Annotated in this window: 12 protein-coding genes; 9 read left to right on the plus strand and 3 right to left on the minus strand. The window is 70.9% G+C overall.

What is annotated here, in order from left to right; all coding sequences use genetic code 11:
* The first annotated feature begins 58 nt into the window (after positions 1–58).
* The 5 genes from purD to FJ657_RS02790 all read left to right on the plus strand — a co-directional run bounded on the left by purD (position 59) and on the right by FJ657_RS02790 (position 5,685).
* Positions 59–1,339, plus strand: coding sequence for a phosphoribosylamine--glycine ligase (gene purD, locus FJ657_RS02770; RefSeq protein ID WP_141162137.1), 1,281 nt, complete (start codon positions 59–61; stop codon positions 1,337–1,339).
* A complete protein-coding gene (locus tag FJ657_RS02775) occupies positions 1,336–2,220 on the plus strand; it encodes a phosphoribosylaminoimidazolesuccinocarboxamide synthase (protein ID WP_439653925.1) in 885 nt (294 codons plus the stop codon). The genes purD and FJ657_RS02775 overlap by 4 nt, the downstream gene beginning before the upstream one ends.
* Before the next feature lie 243 nt (positions 2,221–2,463).
* Positions 2,464–4,095, plus strand: a complete 1,632-nt coding sequence (locus FJ657_RS02780) for a flagellar basal body-associated FliL family protein (RefSeq protein WP_141162138.1) — start codon at positions 2,464–2,466, stop codon at positions 4,093–4,095.
* A 127-nt stretch (positions 4,096–4,222) separates the two neighbouring features.
* Positions 4,223–5,134 (plus strand): VOC family protein, encoded by a 912-nt coding sequence (locus FJ657_RS02785; protein ID WP_255447095.1) that lies wholly within the window; start codon positions 4,223–4,225, stop codon positions 5,132–5,134.
* A 155-nt stretch (positions 5,135–5,289) separates the two neighbouring features.
* Positions 5,290–5,685, plus strand: coding sequence for a four-helix bundle copper-binding protein (locus FJ657_RS02790; RefSeq protein WP_255447167.1), 396 nt, complete (start codon positions 5,290–5,292; stop codon positions 5,683–5,685).
* A 94-nt stretch (positions 5,686–5,779) separates the two neighbouring features.
* Here FJ657_RS02790 and FJ657_RS02795 read toward each other — a convergent pair whose 3' ends face one another.
* The gene (locus FJ657_RS02795) at positions 5,780–6,028 is read right to left on the minus strand and encodes a nuclease (RefSeq protein WP_141162139.1); all 249 of its coding nucleotides are present in this window, start codon (positions 6,026–6,028) and stop codon (positions 5,780–5,782) included.
* 168 nt (positions 6,029–6,196) lie between these two features.
* Here FJ657_RS02795 and FJ657_RS02800 point away from each other — a divergent pair, with 168 nt between their 5' ends.
* From FJ657_RS02800 to purQ, 4 genes are all read left to right on the plus strand, one after another.
* Positions 6,197–7,282, plus strand: a complete 1,086-nt coding sequence (locus FJ657_RS02800) for a glycosyl hydrolase family 18 protein (protein WP_141162140.1) — start codon at positions 6,197–6,199, stop codon at positions 7,280–7,282.
* A 19-nt stretch (positions 7,283–7,301) separates the two neighbouring features.
* The gene (locus tag FJ657_RS02805; protein ID WP_181408843.1) at positions 7,302–8,027 is read left to right on the plus strand and encodes a GDSL-type esterase/lipase family protein; all 726 of its coding nucleotides are present in this window, start codon (positions 7,302–7,304) and stop codon (positions 8,025–8,027) included.
* Between the two features lie 116 nt (positions 8,028–8,143).
* Positions 8,144–8,389, plus strand: coding sequence for a phosphoribosylformylglycinamidine synthase subunit PurS (locus FJ657_RS02810; protein ID WP_141162142.1), 246 nt, complete (start codon positions 8,144–8,146; stop codon positions 8,387–8,389).
* Between the two features lie 5 nt (positions 8,390–8,394).
* Positions 8,395–9,093, plus strand: a complete 699-nt coding sequence (gene purQ, locus FJ657_RS02815) for a phosphoribosylformylglycinamidine synthase subunit PurQ (RefSeq protein ID WP_141162143.1) — start codon at positions 8,395–8,397, stop codon at positions 9,091–9,093.
* Positions 9,094–9,132: 39 nt separating this feature from the next.
* On the opposite strand, the gene FJ657_RS02820 is transcribed toward purQ, so the two are convergent.
* Positions 9,133–10,404, minus strand: coding sequence for a mechanosensitive ion channel family protein (locus FJ657_RS02820; protein ID WP_255447097.1), 1,272 nt, complete (start codon positions 10,402–10,404; stop codon positions 9,133–9,135).
* Positions 10,405–10,601: 197 nt separating this feature from the next.
* On the minus strand, positions 10,602–15,662 hold the full coding sequence (locus tag FJ657_RS02825) for an ExeM/NucH family extracellular endonuclease (RefSeq protein WP_141162144.1): 5,061 nt from the start codon (positions 15,660–15,662) through the stop codon (positions 10,602–10,604).
* Positions 15,663–15,812: the final 150 nt, after the last annotated feature.

Below are 15,812 nucleotides of genomic sequence, written 5' to 3' on the forward strand. Positions count from 1 at the left end.
ACGACGGCCTCGAATCCGCCCGGCGGGAGCGGGCGCGCACGAAAGGTAGGCTGTGCCGGTGCGAATCCTCGTCCTCGGCTCCGGGGCGCGCGAGCACGCGATCGTGCGCGCTCTCCTCCGCAGCAGCCAGCCCGACGCCCACGAGATCATCGCCGCGCCCGGCAACGCCGGCATCGCGGCGCTTGTCGAGACGGTCAAACTCGACGCCTCGAACGGCCGCCTCGTCGCCGACTACGCCCGCGACTCCGAGGTCGACCTCGTCGTCATCGGCCCCGAGGCCCCGCTGGTCGCGGGCGTCGGGGATGCGCTGCGTCGCTACGGCATCCCCGTCTTCGGCCCCGACAAGGCGGCCGCCGCGCTCGAGGGCTCGAAGAGCTTCGCGAAGCGCGTGATGGAGGCGGCGAAGGTGCCGACCGGCGGCGCCGTGCACGCCGACACGGTCGAGGAGGTCGAGGCCGCTCTCGACCGCTTCGGCGCCCCGCACGTCGTCAAGGCCGACGGTCTCGCCGCCGGCAAGGGCGTGCTCGTCACCGACGACCGCCAGGCCGCGCTCGACCACGCCTCCTTCTATCTGCAGCAGGGCGGGGTGCTCATCGAGGAGCACCTGGCCGGCCCGGAGGTCTCGCTGTTCCTGCTCGCCGACGGCCACGACGTGCTGCCGCTGAGCCCCGCGCAGGACTTCAAGCGCGTCTTCGACGGCGATGCCGGCCCGAACACCGGCGGCATGGGCGCCTACTCGCCGCTGCCGTGGCTGAGCGACCGCTGGCCGAGCGAGGCGGACTTCGTGGATGAGGTGGTCGACAGGATCGCGCTCCCCACCATCCGCCAGCTCGAGGCCGAGGGCACGCCCTTCGTCGGACTGCTCTACTGCGGCCTCATCCTCACCGCCGACGGCATCCGCGTGATCGAGTTCAACGCGCGCTTCGGCGACCCCGAGACCCAGGTCGTGCTGCCGCGTCTCGACACCCCGCTCGCCGATCTGATCACGGCGGCGGCGACCGGCGGCCTCGGCCGCCTGCCGTATCCGAAGTTCAGCGGCGACGTCGCCGTCACGGTCGTGCTCGCCAGCGAGGGCTACCCCGAGAACCCGATCACCGGTCGTCCGATCCGCGGGCTCGCCGAGCTCGAGGCCGACCTGCCCGAGGGCGTCACGGTCGACCACGCCGCGACCGCGCTCGTCGACGGACAGTACGTCGCGACCGGCGGACGCGTGCTCAGCGTCGTCGCCCGCGGCGTCGACTTCGCCCAGGCGCGCGAGCGCGCCTACGCGGCGCTCGGGCGCCTCGACCTCGAGGGCGCGCACTTCCGCACCGACATCGCCGCGCGGGTCGCGCAGTGACCGAGGCGGGCTCGGGCGACGTCCGGCTGGCCGAGCTCGGCTGGACTCACGTCTACTCGGGCAAGGTGCGCGACCTCTACCGTCACGCCGACCACCCGAAGCGGATGCTCGTGGTGGCGACCGACCGCGTCAGCGCCTTCGACTTCGTGCTCGAGCCCGGCATCCCGGGCAAGGGGGCCGAACTGACCCGGCTCAGCCGCTGGTGGTTCGAGCGCCTCGACGTGCCGAACCACCTCGACCCGGCGGGCCTGCCCGCCGACCTCCCCGAGGATGTCGCGGCGCGCGCCATGTTCGTGCGCGAGCTGGAGATGTTCCCGATCGAGGCGGTCGTGCGCGGCTATCTCACCGGGTCGGGCTGGGTCGAATACCAGGCCTCGCGCACCGTGTGCGGCATCCCGCTGCCCGAGGGCCTCGGCGACGGCGACCGCCTGCCCGAGCCGATCTACACGCCCGCCTACAAGGCGCCGCTCGGCGAGCACGACGAGAACATCAGCTTCGAGCGCACCGTCGAGCTGGTGGGCGAGGCGGATGCGACCGCCCTGCGCGACCTCAGCATCCGCATCTTCTCGGCCGCGAGCGACCTCGCCGCCGAGCACGGCGTGATCATCGCCGACACCAAGTTCGAGTTCGGCCGCGACCCCGAGACCGGCGAGATCGTGCTCGCCGACGAGGTGCTCACCAGCGACTCGAGCCGGTACTGGGATGCGGCGGGCTGGTCTGCCGGAGGCCCCGACCGTCTGGCGAGCTTCGACAAGCAGATCGTGCGCGACTGGCTCGCCGCGAACTGGGACAAGCAGGGCACCCCGCCCGTGCTGCCGGCGGGGATCGTCGAGCGCACGACCGCGCGCTACCGCGAGCTGATCGAGCGTCTCGCGAGCTGATCCGCCATACTGCCGGACCGCCACCTCGTCGGGCCGGCGGCATCCGCCCTCCGGGATGTCACGGAACGGTCGGCGATCTCGGTGCGACCCCGGTCGCGCTCCCGCGTGAAGTCCGGGTTAATGGGGACACCTGCCCGTGTCGGAGTTCTCCTCACGCGGATAGAGTTCCCAGGTAAACCGACACTCGGCGCACCCTGCACCCACCCACTGCACCCACCCCACCCGCGCCGGAGAGGGATCATCATGAGCGACAACTCTGCCGGCCCCGCGGGTCCGTCGTCGGACGACGACCTCGACCCCGAGGATCGCCCCACCACCGCGCGACTCCCCCAGCGCGACACGAGCACCCCGGCCGGCGCGGCTCCGCCGGTGTCGCCGTACGGCGCGCAGTACGGCCAGCAGCCCGCTCCGGCGCAGTCCACCGGGCAGCAGCCGACGGCCCCGCAGTACGGCCAGCAGATTCCGCAGCCCCCGCAGGCTCCCGCCCAGCCGGGCGCCGAGCAGTGGTCGGTGCAGCAGAACCCGCAGCAGAGCTGGCAGGCGCCCGCCGCGTCCGCGCCGCAGCGGCCCGCCGCCCCGCAGTACGGGCAGCCGAGCGCGACGCCCCAGTACGGGCAGTCGACCGGTCAGCAGCCCACCGCGCCGCAGTACGGCCAGCAGGCGACGGGGCAGCAGCCCACCGCGCAGTACGGCCAGCCCGCTTCCGCGCAGCCGACCTCGCAGTACGGCCAGCAGCAGCCCTACGCCACCGCCCCCGGCTCGACCGGCCAGCAGTTCGCGGGCGGCACGGGCGGCCCCGGCGGCCCGGCGCAGCCGAACGCCGCCTACGCCGGCGGCCAGTCCGGCCAGCCGGCCCCGAAGAAGTCGGCGCGCAAGCTGATCATCGGCCTCGTCGCCGGTGGCGGGGCGCTCGTGCTGCTGATCGTCGGCGGCATCATCTTCTTCAGCATTGGCGCCGCGAACCACGCGCCGAGCGTCGCCGTCAGCGCCTTCCTCGACAAGCTCAAGGCCGGCCAGGCGAAGTCGGCCGTCGCATCCATGTCGCCGAAGCCCAGCGGAGACCTCACCCTCATCGACGACGCCGTCTACAAGAAGGGCGGCGGGCAGGTCACCGACTACACGATCAGCCGCACCAGCGGCACCTCGGTGACCGCGCGCGTCGAGTACAAGAACGGCACCAGCTCGAACGAGACCTTCTCGGTCAAGTCCACCGGCAAAGACCTGTTCTGGGACAAGTACGCGGTCAGCGGCGACGCGCTGCCGACCGTGCGCGCGACCTCCTCGGCCCCCGCCGCCCTGACCTTCAGCGTCAACGGCAAGGAGCTCAAGGCCGAAGACACGTCGAAGGCGACCTCGAGCTTCGAGTTCGTGGCGCTGCCGGGAACCTACGAGTTCGACTACTCGGGCAAGGGCGCCGACCAGTTCAGCTGGGAGACCGGCTCGGTCGAGGTCGCGGGCCTCAGCGAGAGCACGGTCGACAGCGGCGACCTGTCGGCGAAGCTCTCGGTCGAGCTGAGCGACTCGGGCGAGGAGGCCGCGAACAAGGCGATCGACGCCTTCGTGCAGAGCTGCTTCGACCAGAAGGTGCTGGCGCCGACGGGCGGATGCGGCTTCAAGATCAACGGGACGCCCGGCATCACCTACACGAACATCCGCTGGTCGGTCACGACGCGTCCCGACCCCGACTTCGGCGCCTGGGACGGCAAGGGCTTCAGCGTGATCAGCCTGTTCGACGGGCACTACCACGTCGAGGCGGACGCCTCGAACGGGTCCGCCTCGGGCACCTCGACCGGCGACGTGCGCTCGGTCAGCCTGCTCGGCCAGATCGTGCTGCAGGATGACGGCTCGCTGAAGTACGAGTCGAAGCAGATCTGACGCCCTCGAACCGACACCTCGGTTGACCGGATGCGCTCCTCCCGCCACGGGAGGAGCGCATCCGTCGTTCCAGGCCGCTCACCATCGCGCCGGGAATCCATGCGTACGCATCTTTGTTGAGGAGAACATGACCGACTCGACGCACACCCACGCGACCCGCGCCGACCGCCTCGCCGCCGACACCGCGATGGGCGCCGTCACCCTCGATGTCGCCGACCTCGACGGCATGACGGCGTACTACCGCGATGCCGTCGGCCTCGATGTCATCAGCGCCGTCGGCGACCGCGTCGAGCTCGGCCGCGGCGCGAAGGTGCTGCTCAAGCTGCAGCACTCCCCCGATCTCCGGCACGCGAGCCCGCACGAGGCCGGGCTGTTCCACACCGCGTTCCTCTTCGACTCGAAGGCCGCCCTCGCCGCCGCCGTCTACGGCGTCGCCCAGCGGCATCCCGACACCTTCCGCGGCTCGAGCGACCACCTGGTCAGCAACGCCTTCTACTTCGACGACCCCGAGGGCAACGGCGTCGAGCTCTACTGGGATCGCGACCGCAGCGAGTGGAGCTGGACGCACGGCCGCGTCGAGATGACCACGCTGTTCCTCGACCCGAACCGCTTCCTGCAGCAGAACCTCACCGAGCAGGGCCTCGCCGCACCGGGCGAGGGCGATGCCGAGATCGGCCACGTGCACCTGTCGGTCGGCTCGATCGGGCCCGCGCGCGAGTTCTACGTCGAGCGCCTCGGCTTCGACACCACGGCCGAGATCGGCGACACCGCGCTCTTCGTCAGCGCCGGCGGCTACCACCACCACATGGCCATGAACGTCTGGAACAGCAGAGGCGCCGGCCGCCGCCAGCCGACCCTCGGCCTCGGCCAGGTCGACATCGTGCTGCCCGGCGCCGACGCCGTCGGAGAGCTGAGCGAGCGGATGCGCCACTACGGAATCGACGCCCGCGACGACGGCCGCACCGTCAGCTTCGACGACCCGTGGGCGAACACGATCCGCGTGCTGGCGGCACCGGAGACCGAGACCGCACGAGGCTGACCGCCGCCGGCTCAGCAGCAGCGAGGGATGCCGTGAGGGTGCGCTGAGATCGGCGCCGGGCTCTGGCGCGCCACGGGCGACAGTGCGTAGCGTGCGGATCAGCGGCTCCCCGCTCGGCGGGAGCCGCATCCGATGCGAAGGAGTCTCCCGTGAGCATGATGAGCGACATGATGCAGTCGATGTCGAAGGCCGACATGGCGATGGACATGGACATGACCGCGATGCAGGAGTGCATGGAGGCGTGTTCGGCCGCCGCGGTGGCCGCGACGATGTGCTCCGACGCCGACATGGGCGACGGCATGGCCCGCTGCTCGTCGATGTGCGCGAACATGGCCGACGTCGCCACGACGACGATGCGGATGATGATGCGCCCGACGGGCATGGACATGTCGGCGATGAAGGCCATGATGGGCGCCTGCATGGCGATGGGCGAGGCCTGCGCCGCCGAGTGCCGTTCTCACGCCGAGATGGCCGAGCACTGCCGCATCTGCATGATGGCCTGCGAGGCCATGGTGGCCAGCTGCTCGAAGATGATGGCGTCGATGGCGTGAGCCGCGACATCCACCCGCATCGCTGAGCCCGACGGGGCGACCGAGCGCAGCTCCGCGCGACGCCCGCGCCCTGCTCGGCGGGGCGTCGCGCGGGCTATGCCGCGCGGGCCGGGTAGCGCACGCCGGCCACGGCGACCAGCTCGGCAACGGGGTGGAACGCGACCGGTTCGCCGATCGCCGGGACCACCACGGTGCTCAACGTCGTGAGCCCTCCGTCGAGCGCGGCCACCACAACCGAACCCGCCCGGGACTCCACGACGATCCCGTCGCGCCAGGCGCTGGGGGATGCGTTCGCCACCATCTGCTGGATCGGCAGAACACCGGTCACGCTGCTGGGGGTCATCGCGTCCTCCTTCTCGGGATGCGGCTCCGGATCGGAGCCGGGATCAACTGGTGCGAGCGACACTAGGCGGGGTCTTGAACGCGCGCACCCCACGGCGTCACATGACGAAACCCGGCGTCACACGCCGTTTTCCGGACTCCGTTCATCGGCATGAGGCACCATGGTCGGGTGCCGACTCGACGCCGCGCCGCCCGCCTGACCGTCCGCCCCGCCCGCCACGCGGGGCGCCCGCTGGCCCGCCGCTTCGCCGCCCTCGCCGCCGCGGCGACGGCCGTCGCGCTCGTGCTCTCGGGGTGCGGCATCGCGGCGCCGCGCTTCGAGATGCTCGCCTTCCAGCCCGACTACGCGAAGGTCGACCTCATCGACCAGAGCGCTGACGGCATCCAGCTGCTGGGTGTTCAGGGCGTGCACCTGAAGGAGGGCGGTGTCGGCGTCGAGAAGCCGAGCAAGGCCGTGCTCAAGCAGCGCGACAGGGCGAAGAAGCTCGGCATCCCCGCACAGCTGCTCGTCATCAACTCCCGCCCGGGACAGGGGTTCAGCCGCTCGCTCGCCGAGCAGATGCTGAGCTCGAAGAAGAACCGCGAGCGGGTCGCCCGCGAGCTGGCCGACGAGGTCGACGGCAACGGCTGGGACGGCGGCATCATGCTCGACATCGAGTCGATCGACGGCGACCTGGCCGACGACTTCGTCGAGTTCGCCGCCGACCTGCGCGAGGCCGTGGGCCCCGAGGTGCGACTGGATGCGGCGATCGCCACCGCGTCGAGCAAGGCCGGCTACCGCGATCGCGGCTTCGACGTCGAGGGGCTGGCGAAGAGCCTCGACCACCTCACGCTCATGGCCTACGACCTGCACGGTCCGTGGAATCCGAACGACCCGGGCCCCGTCGGCGATCTGCCCTGGCAGCGCAAGACCCTCGACGCCCTGCTGAAGCTCGTCGACCCGCAGCAGGTGCAGCTCGGCGTCGCCGGCTACGGCTACCGCTGGGGCGGACCGGTCGGCGCGAAGGCGGTCAGCGTGGCGCAGGCGCGACGCTACGTCGCCGAGGCGGGCGCGGTCGCGGCCTTCGACGAGAAGCTCGGCGAGTGGACGGCGACACTGCCCGACGGGACCGTCATGTGGTGGTCGGATTCGCGTTCGCTCGCCCTGCGGGTGAAGCTCGCCCAGGATCGCGACCTGCACGGGGTGGCGGTGTGGTCGCTCGCGGTCTCCGATCCGATCACGCCGGTCTCCGACTCCTCCGACTCCGACGACTGATCGTGGATCGGAGGCGCGCGTGACGCGACTGTGGGCGGCGCTGCTCGCGCCGGTGATCGTGCCGCAGGGGCGGCGGCTGAGCGCGGCGACGCCGCGGCTCGCGGCGCCGACGCCGGAGCCGGATGCGGCCGAGCTCGCCGATCCGCGGCTCGAGGTGCTGGTGCTCGGCGACTCGACGGCGATCGGCACCGGGGTCGACCGGGTCGAGGATGCGCTGGCTGCGGCGCTCGCGCGCGAGCGCGGGGCCGGGAGCGGCAGCGGGAGCGAGTCCGGGGATGAGGCGGGGTTCGAGTCCGGCGCCGTGCTCGCCCTCGGCCGCAACGGGGCGACGGCCGCCGAGGTCCGCGCCGAGTTCCTCGACCGGGCGGCGGCGAGCGCCGCATCCGCCGTCGTCGTGGTCGTCGGCTGGAACGACGCGATGAAGCTGCGTCCGACGCGCGCCTTCGCCCGCGACCTCACGACGATCGTGCGCACGCTGCAGGCGCATCGGCTCGGGCGCCGGGTGATCGTCGTCGCGCCGCCGCACTTCGAGCGCTTCGCGGTGCTGCCGCAGCCGCTGCGGTGCGCGCTCGGCGCGCACGCCGCCGGGCTCCGCCGCACCGCCGCCAGGGTGTGCCGCACGTGGGGTGCGACGCTCGCGCCCGGAATCGACGGAGCCTCCGCGTCCCCCGCCGACCGCTTCCACCCGGACGCCGCCGGCTACCGGCGCCTCGCCCAGGGCATCGCCGCCGCGCTGCGTGAGTGATCTCCCGCCCGGTCATCGCCGCGCGGCTGATCCATCGTGGATCGCTGCGCGATCGTGCACCGCCCGAGCGCCGGTAGGATGGGCGCATCCCCTCCCCTGAACTGACGGAGTGATCTGTGCCCACCATCGTCGTCGAGGTCATGCCCAAGGCGGAGCTGCTCGACCCGGCCGGCAAGGCCGTCGCCACCACCCTCGGCAAGCAGGGTCGCAGCCACTTCAGCGGCGTGCGCATCGGCAAGCGCTTCGAGCTCACCGTCGACGAGGTCACGGACGCCGTGCTCGCCGAGGCCCGCGAGCTGGCCGACGAGCTGCTGAGCAACGGCGTCATCGAAGACGTCGTCAGCGTGCGGGTCGCGGAGTAACCGCCGTGCGCATCGGTGTCGTCACCTTCCCCGGCTCGCTCGACGACCGGGATGCGCAGCGCGCCGTGCGTCTGGCCGGCGCCGAGCCGGTCGCGCTCTGGCACGGCTCGCACGACCTCGACGGCGTCGAGGCGATCGTGCTGCCCGGCGGCTTCAGCTACGGCGACTACCTGCGCTGCGGCGCGATCGCCGCGCAGTCGCCGATCATGACCGAGGTCGTGGCCGCCGCGAACAAGGGCTTGCCGGTGCTCGGCATCTGCAACGGCTTCCAGATCCTCGTCGAGTCGCACCTGCTGCCCGGCGGACTCATCCGCAACGACCACGGCGACTTCGTCTGCCGCGACCAGCGCCTGCGCGTCGAGAACGCCGACACGGCCTGGACGAACGCCTTCAGCGCCGGCGACGAGATCACCATCCCGCTGAAGAACGGCGAGGGCGGCTTCATCGCCGACGCCGAGACGCTGAACCGCCTCGAGGGCGAGGGCCAGGTCGCGTTCCGCTACCTGGAGAAGAACCCGAACGGCTCGCTCAACCACATCGCCGGGCTCACGAACGCGCGCGGCAACGTCGTCGGCCTCATGCCGCACCCCGAGCACGCCGTCGAGGCGGGCTTCGGACCGGACACGGATGCGGCCATGCGCTCCGGCATCGACGGCCTGAAGTTCTTCACGTCGATCCTCGAGAGCACCCTCGCCCGAGCCTGACGCTCCCGCTCCTCGGCGTTCGAGCGACTCCGCGAGACGTCAGCGCTCGCGCGCCTCGGCGTCCGCCTGCACCTCCACGGGGTCGGGCAGCGGGATCGCCTGCGTGAAGCTCAGTCCGCGCTTCTCGGCGTCGGCCGAGCCCGTGAACAGGCCGCCCGTGTCGGCCGGGGGCTCGCGGCGGCGGGCCGGCGCCGCATCCACCATCTCGACCCGCTGACGCGGCAGGCCGGCCGGCTCGCTGTGCCGCACCCACTCGACGAGCTGCTCGCGCACATAGCAGCGCAGATCGAAGAGGTCTCCGGCGTTCTTCGCCGAGACGAGGATGCGCACGTGCACGTGGCCGCCCACCGCATCCGTGACCTGCAGCACCTTCGTGCGGCGGTCCCAGAGCTCGGTGCGGCTGAGCACGAAGTCGAGTTCGTCGCGCATCGCGGTCGGGCTGACTCCCCAGTCGAGGTCGAACTCGACGGCGCCGAGCAGGTCGCTGCTGTGGCGGGTCCAGTTCTCGAAGGGCGTGGTCGTGAAGTAGGTGCTCGGCAGCACGAGACGGCGGTCGTCCCAGAGGTGCACGACGACGTAGCTCAGCGTGATCTCCTCGATGCGGCCCCACTGCGTCTCGACCACGACGACGTCGTCGACGCGGATCGCATCCGAGAACGCCAGCTGCACGCCCGCGAACAGATTGGCGAGGGTCGACTGCGCGGCGAGGCCGGCGACGACGCTGACGAGTCCGGCTGAGGCGAGCAGACTGCCGCCGAGGGCCTCGACGCCGGGGAACGTCAGCAGGATCGCCCCGACCGCGATCACGACCAGCACGACCATCGAGATGCGACGCAGCAGCAGCACCTGGGTGCGGATGCGGCGGGCGACCCGGTTGTCGTCGACGTCGGTCGGGTAGCGCGCGAGCACCCCGCCGAGCGCGGCTGACACGGCGCCGGCGATGAGCCACGCCGTCGCGGCGATCACGAGGATCTTCGCGCCGTGCTCGAGCCGGGGCAGCCAGGTGCGCTCGGGCAGGGCGACCTCGATGGCCGTCCAGAGCAGGATCACGAGCAGCAGCACGCGGAACGGACGACGGATGCGGCGCAGCGCGGTCGGCTCCCAGCGGCGCCGTCTCGCGAGCAGTCGCACCGGGAGGGTGACGACGACTGCGACGACGAGAGCCACGACGATCGCGACGGCGACCGCGATCGCGAAGGCCGGCCACGATGGCACGGCGATCATCGGCGTAGCGGCGACCGCAGCGGTCGACGTGGATGCGGCGGGCAGGGACTCTGCGGGCAGGGACGCAGCGAGCAGCGGACTCAGCACAGACGGGACCTCCTCCGGCGACCCCTTCACAGCGGGAGGGCCGCCGCATCCACGCTAGAAAGTCGGATCCGTCGCCCGCGGGCGACTCAGCGCCTCCGGAGCGGATGCCCACCTTCGTGGTCGGAGGGCGACCCGGGAACGCGGAAGCGGCCCGCCCCGGTGGGGACGGGCCGCTTCTGCGTGCGGGATGAGCCGGGTTACCGCTCGACCGCGGCGCGGCGACGGCGGATGACCACCAGGGCCGCACCGGCGAGGAGCAGCGCCAGGGCGCCGATCATGCCGGCCGTGGCGTCGATACCCGTCGCGGCCAGGTCGCTCGAGCCCGAGGCGCTCGGGTTCGACGAGCCGGAGCCGGTGCCGCCGTTGCCGGCGCCCGTTCCGGGGTTCGTGCCCGGGTTGGCCGCCAGCACCGTGAAGGCGCTCCAGCCGATCACGTCGCCGTCGGCATCCTGCACCGCGATGCGGTGCTCACCGGCGGGAGCGTCGGCGGGGATCGTCACCGAGATGGTGCCGTCCGACGCGACCTGCTGCCAGCCGCCGAGGGCGACCGGGGTCGAGTGCAGCCAGGCCGAGACCCAGGTGCCGGCGAACTCGATGCCGACGTTGATCTTGATCGTCGAGCCCGGCTTCGCCGAGGTGATGTCGATCGTGATCTTGCCCTGGAGGTCGATCGTCAGCTTGCTGTCGTCGGCGCCCACCGGGGGCGTCGTCGGCTCGGTCGGCGGTACCACGACGACGCCCTTCACCGTGACCGGCACCAGGATCTTCGCGCCGGTCTCCTTGGCGGTCAGCACCACGTTCGTGGCGCCCACGGCGTCCGCGGGAACCGTGATCATCGCCGTCGCAGCCCCACCCGTCACCGGGATGTTCTGCGGCGCGGCCGCCGAGCCGGGCCAGGTGGCCGTGAGCTCGGTGATCAGCGGGGCGCCCTTCGAGGTGTTGTCGAGACCCTGGCGGGCCGTGGTGTCGAGACCGCCGATGTTCAGCGTGAACTGCGCACCGCGGTCGAGCGTGTCCTTCGGAGCACCCGTCACCGCCGCCGAACGGCGGGCGAAGTCGGGCGAGACCGGCTGGTTGGCCGTGAGGTACTCGATCCACGCGTCACGGTCGATCAGACCCGAGTCGCGCACCGTGCCCTTGGTGAACGAGCGGAAGTTGTCTCCACCGGTCGCCAGGAAGCTGAAGGTGCCGATCGTGTAGCTCGCGGCCGGATCGAGCGGCTTGCCATCGACCGTCACCGAGGTGATGTGCGAGTTCAGCGCCGCGGTCGGGTCGTAGGTGTACGCCACGTTCTTCGACAGGCCGAGCTTCAGGAACGGACGCGACGGGATGCTGCCATCCGCGTTCGTCTGCCACTGCTGTTCGAGGATCTCCTTGAACTGGGCGCCCGTGAGGGTGACCGTGTTCAGGTTGTTGAGGAACGGGAGCACCGCGTTCGCCTGCGCGAAGCTGATGTCGCCCTTGGCGAGATCGGCGCGCAGACCACCCGGGTTGACGACACCGATCGTGGCGCCGCCGCGGTCGGCCGACTTCAGGCTGGCCACCAGGGAGTCGGCGACCAGGTTGCCGAGAGCCGACTCGCTCGCGCGGTCGTCGCGGTTGCCGCCGGCGAAGGCCGTGGTCACGTCGGCGCTCGCGCTGCCGACCTTGACCGAGCCCTTGGTGATCGCGTTGGCGAGCGCGGCATCCACGATCTTCTTGACCGCCGCGACGCGCGGGTAGGTCGCCGCGAGCTCGTTGTCGACGCGGGCCGCAGCCTGAGCGTCGGTCTCCGTGCCCTGCTTCACCGCGGCGATGCGGGCGACGTTCGCGCCCGTGTAGCCCGTGATCTTCTTGGTGTCGGGGTCGATCGTCAGCTTGACCTGACCGATGTTCTCGCCGTAGTTGCCGGTCTGGATGATCGGGCGCGTGTTGACCGAGTCACCGGGGATCGGGCCGTCCCACGCGTACTGCTTGTGGGTGTGCCCGGTGAAGATCACGCCGACCTTCGCGCTGGTGTCCTTGACGATCGTCGCGAAGGCGCCGCCGGCGGCGACCTCCTGCTCGAGCGTCGCCTTCTCCGGAGTTCCGGCGCCGGCACCCTCGTGGTACTCGGCGATGAGGATGTCGGCCTCGCCGTTCGACTGGTCGCCGTCGGTGAGCTTTGCGGCGACGCGGTTGACCGCAGCGACCGGGTCGCCGAAGGTCAGGCCTTGGATGCCGGCCGGGCTGACCAGCGACTTCGTCTCCTCGGTCACGGCGCCGATGATGCCGACCTTGAGGCCGTTGATCGTCTGGATCGAGTACTCCGGCAGCACCGGGGTCTCGGTGCCCTCCTTGTAGACGTTCGCGCCGAGGTAGTCCCACTTCGCGTTCTTCGCGGTCTTCCCGATCACGCGATCGGTCAGGTCGCTGAAGCCGCCGTCGAACTCGTGGTTGCCCACGGCCGACGCCTTCAGGTCGAGCGCGTTGAGGATGTCGATCGTCGGCTGGTCGCGCTCGGTCGAGGAGGCGAACTCGCTCGCGCCGATGTTGTCGCCATCGGAGAGGAAGAGCGTGTTCGACTCCCCTGCCTCCGCGCGCAGCTTCTCGATCGTGCCGGCGAACTTCACCGCGTTGCCCGTGGCGGTGCCGTCGGCATTGAGCGTGCCCACACGACCGTGGAAGTCGTTGATGTTGAGCAGGTTCAGCGAGATCGGCTGGGCCTTGAGCGAGAGTCCGACGATGACCGGGTCGTGATCGCTCGCGCGGTACTGGTCGGCCGTGTAGAAGTTCGTCGCGTTGTAGTTGTAGCGGCTGTACTCGTAGGCGATCGACTGGCCGGAGTTGATGTTCCAGATGTCGGTGCCCGTCACCGAGGCCTTGCCGGCCGCGTTGGTGAGGATGTGGTCGAGCGAGCCGCTCTGACCGCTGAACGAGTAGCTGTACTTGCCTGAGAGCGGTCCGAGGTCGGTGTAGCCGCCGTCGACGATCGCCTGGATCGGGTCTTCCTTGCCGTAGGCGTTGAAGTCGCCGAGCAGGAAGACGCGCTTGATGCTCGTCGCGCTCTGACGGTCGCTCGCGAACTGCAGCAGGGCCTTCGCCTGAGCGACGCGCGAGGCGTTCGAGGCGCCCTGTCCGTCGTTCTGGTCGGCGTCGGCGCCCGATCCCGAGCCCTTCGACTTGAAGTGGTTCACGATCGCGAGGAACGCGGTCGCGTCGCTGGCGCCCTTGACCTTGAAGCCCTGGGCGAGCGGCTGGCGCGCGTTCGTGAACGCGGCGCTGTCGGTCAGCACGACCGAGTCGCCGACGGTCTCGACCACGGCCTTCTTGTAGATGAAGGCGGTGCGGATGACGTCCTGCGAGCCGAGGAGCGGCAGCTTGTCAGCGGCGGGCGAGGGGACGTAGGCCCACTCATCCGTGCCGGCGGCCGCGTTGAGCGCGTCGGTGAGGGTCTTCAGCGCGAAGTCGCGGTCCTTGCCGAACTTGACCGAGTTCTCGATCTCCTCGAGCGAGACGACGTCGGCGGTCAGCTTGTTGATCGCGGTGACGATCTTGTCCTGCTGGCGCTTCAGGTTCGCGGCATCCCAGGCACCGCGGGGGCCCGCGTCACCGCAGCTGTTCACGGTGACCTTGTTGCCCGCGCGGTCGGTGTAGGCCGAGGTGCAGCCCGCGACCGAGTCGCCCGTGGTGGGGAAGTAGTTGAGCACGTTGAAGCTCGAGATGCGCACGTCGCCGTTGAGGGTCTTCGGGGCGGCGGTGAGCACGTTCGAGAACGTGGCCGGCGCGGTGCCTGCGGCGGTGAGCTGCGTGGTCGGCTGGAACTTCCAGGTGTTGTTGCGCCAGTCGAAGATCACCGGGGAGGTGAAGGTCGCCGCTGCGCCCACGCTGATGTGGTTGTCCTTCGTGAGGTACGGCAGCGGGATGTCCTTGTTGCCGCCGTTGCCGCTCGCGAGGAAGTTGATGCTCGCGCCGTCGTCGAGGATCACGCCGCGCTTGGCGTTGTCCGCGACCGCCGCCGTGTACTCGGCGGTGCCGGGGCGGGCGATCTCGGTCGGGGTGATGAGCGGGGTCGTGCCCGACGCCAGGCCGATCTCGGCGTACTGGTTGGTCGAGTAGGTGTTGCTGACCGTGAAGTCGCCCTGCGGCAGCACGAGCATGCTCTCGAGCGACTCGCGCTGCGCATCCGTGGCCGGGAACCCGACCGTCGCCGGCGTGACCGGAGCGGTCGCGGTGCCGAAGTTCTTCAGGCCGGCGGCGCTCGACACCGTGATCTCGGTGAGCGAGCGGCTGTCGGTCGAGCCCTTGAACTCGCTGATCGCGCCGGTGACCTGCACCAGGTCGCCGATCTTCACGCTGCCGACCGTGGATGCCGAGTAGACGTAGAGCGCATCCGAGGCCGTGTGCGTGGCGAAGTCGATCGCGCCGCCCGTGCCCTCGGTCTGGATCGTGTAGCCGTTGAATCCGCCGGTCGAGTACGTCGCGGTGACGACGCCCTGCGTGGTGACCGTCTGACCGACGAGCGGCGACGAGTCGGTCGTGCCCTGGATGTCCTTGATCGCGGTGATCGTGCCCGGGTCGGTCGGCGGGTCGGTCGGATCCGTCGGCGGGTCGGTCGGGTCGGTCGGCGGGGTCGTGGTGCCGCCCGACGTCTGCGGGGTCGGCGTGGCCTGAGCTGTGAAGTCAGCCGAGTTCGAGTCGGAGTCGGCGTGAGCGGCGTTGCGCGTCATCGCGTCCTGAGTCGAATTGGAGTTCGCCGTCGTCGCGGCCCCTGCGCCCTCGAACGTGGCCGAGGTGCCATAGCCGAGGAGGTCGGCGATCTGGTCGTTGCCGGCGACCGCGCCGGTGCCCGGGTCGACCTTCGCCGTGGTCTTCGCGAGCCACAGGGTGCCGTTCGTCCCGCTCGGCTGGAAGGCGCCGCCGTCCTGGTCGAACCCGGGCAGAGCCGCGCCCGTCGCCGCGTTGCCGTTGAACTGGACGAGATAGTAGTCCTTCGCCCCGATGGTGCCCGTGAGGTTGATCGCCGACGTCGCCGCACCGGTGCCATCCGCCTTGCGGTACTGGATCGACCAGGTGCTGAGGTCCACCGGCGTCGAACCGCCGTTGTACAGCTCGACGAACTTCTTGTTGAAGGGGGCGTTGGCGCTGCCGCCCTTCAGGTAGGCCTCGTTGATGACGACACCCGTGCCGTCGGTGCTGGCGAGGGCGGGGGACGCAGTGAGCGCCGCGGAAGCGACGAGTGCGGCGCCGAGAGCGGCTGCGACCGCACCTCTCAGCACACCGGCACGGCTCGAGGGCATGACTCTCCTTGGAGGGATTCGGGGATTCCTGAGTAGACAGCCAGAGTCCCCCATCCGGGGGGTGAACGGAAGGGTTACGACAGGTGTCGTCGAGAAATCCGCACGGTCTGACTACCCCCGAACAGGGTAGGGACGACACGTGTCGCGGAT

The sequence above is a fragment of the Schumannella soli genome (genome assembly GCF_006517435.1).
Taxonomy (GTDB): domain Bacteria; phylum Actinomycetota; class Actinomycetes; order Actinomycetales; family Microbacteriaceae; genus Schumannella; species Schumannella soli.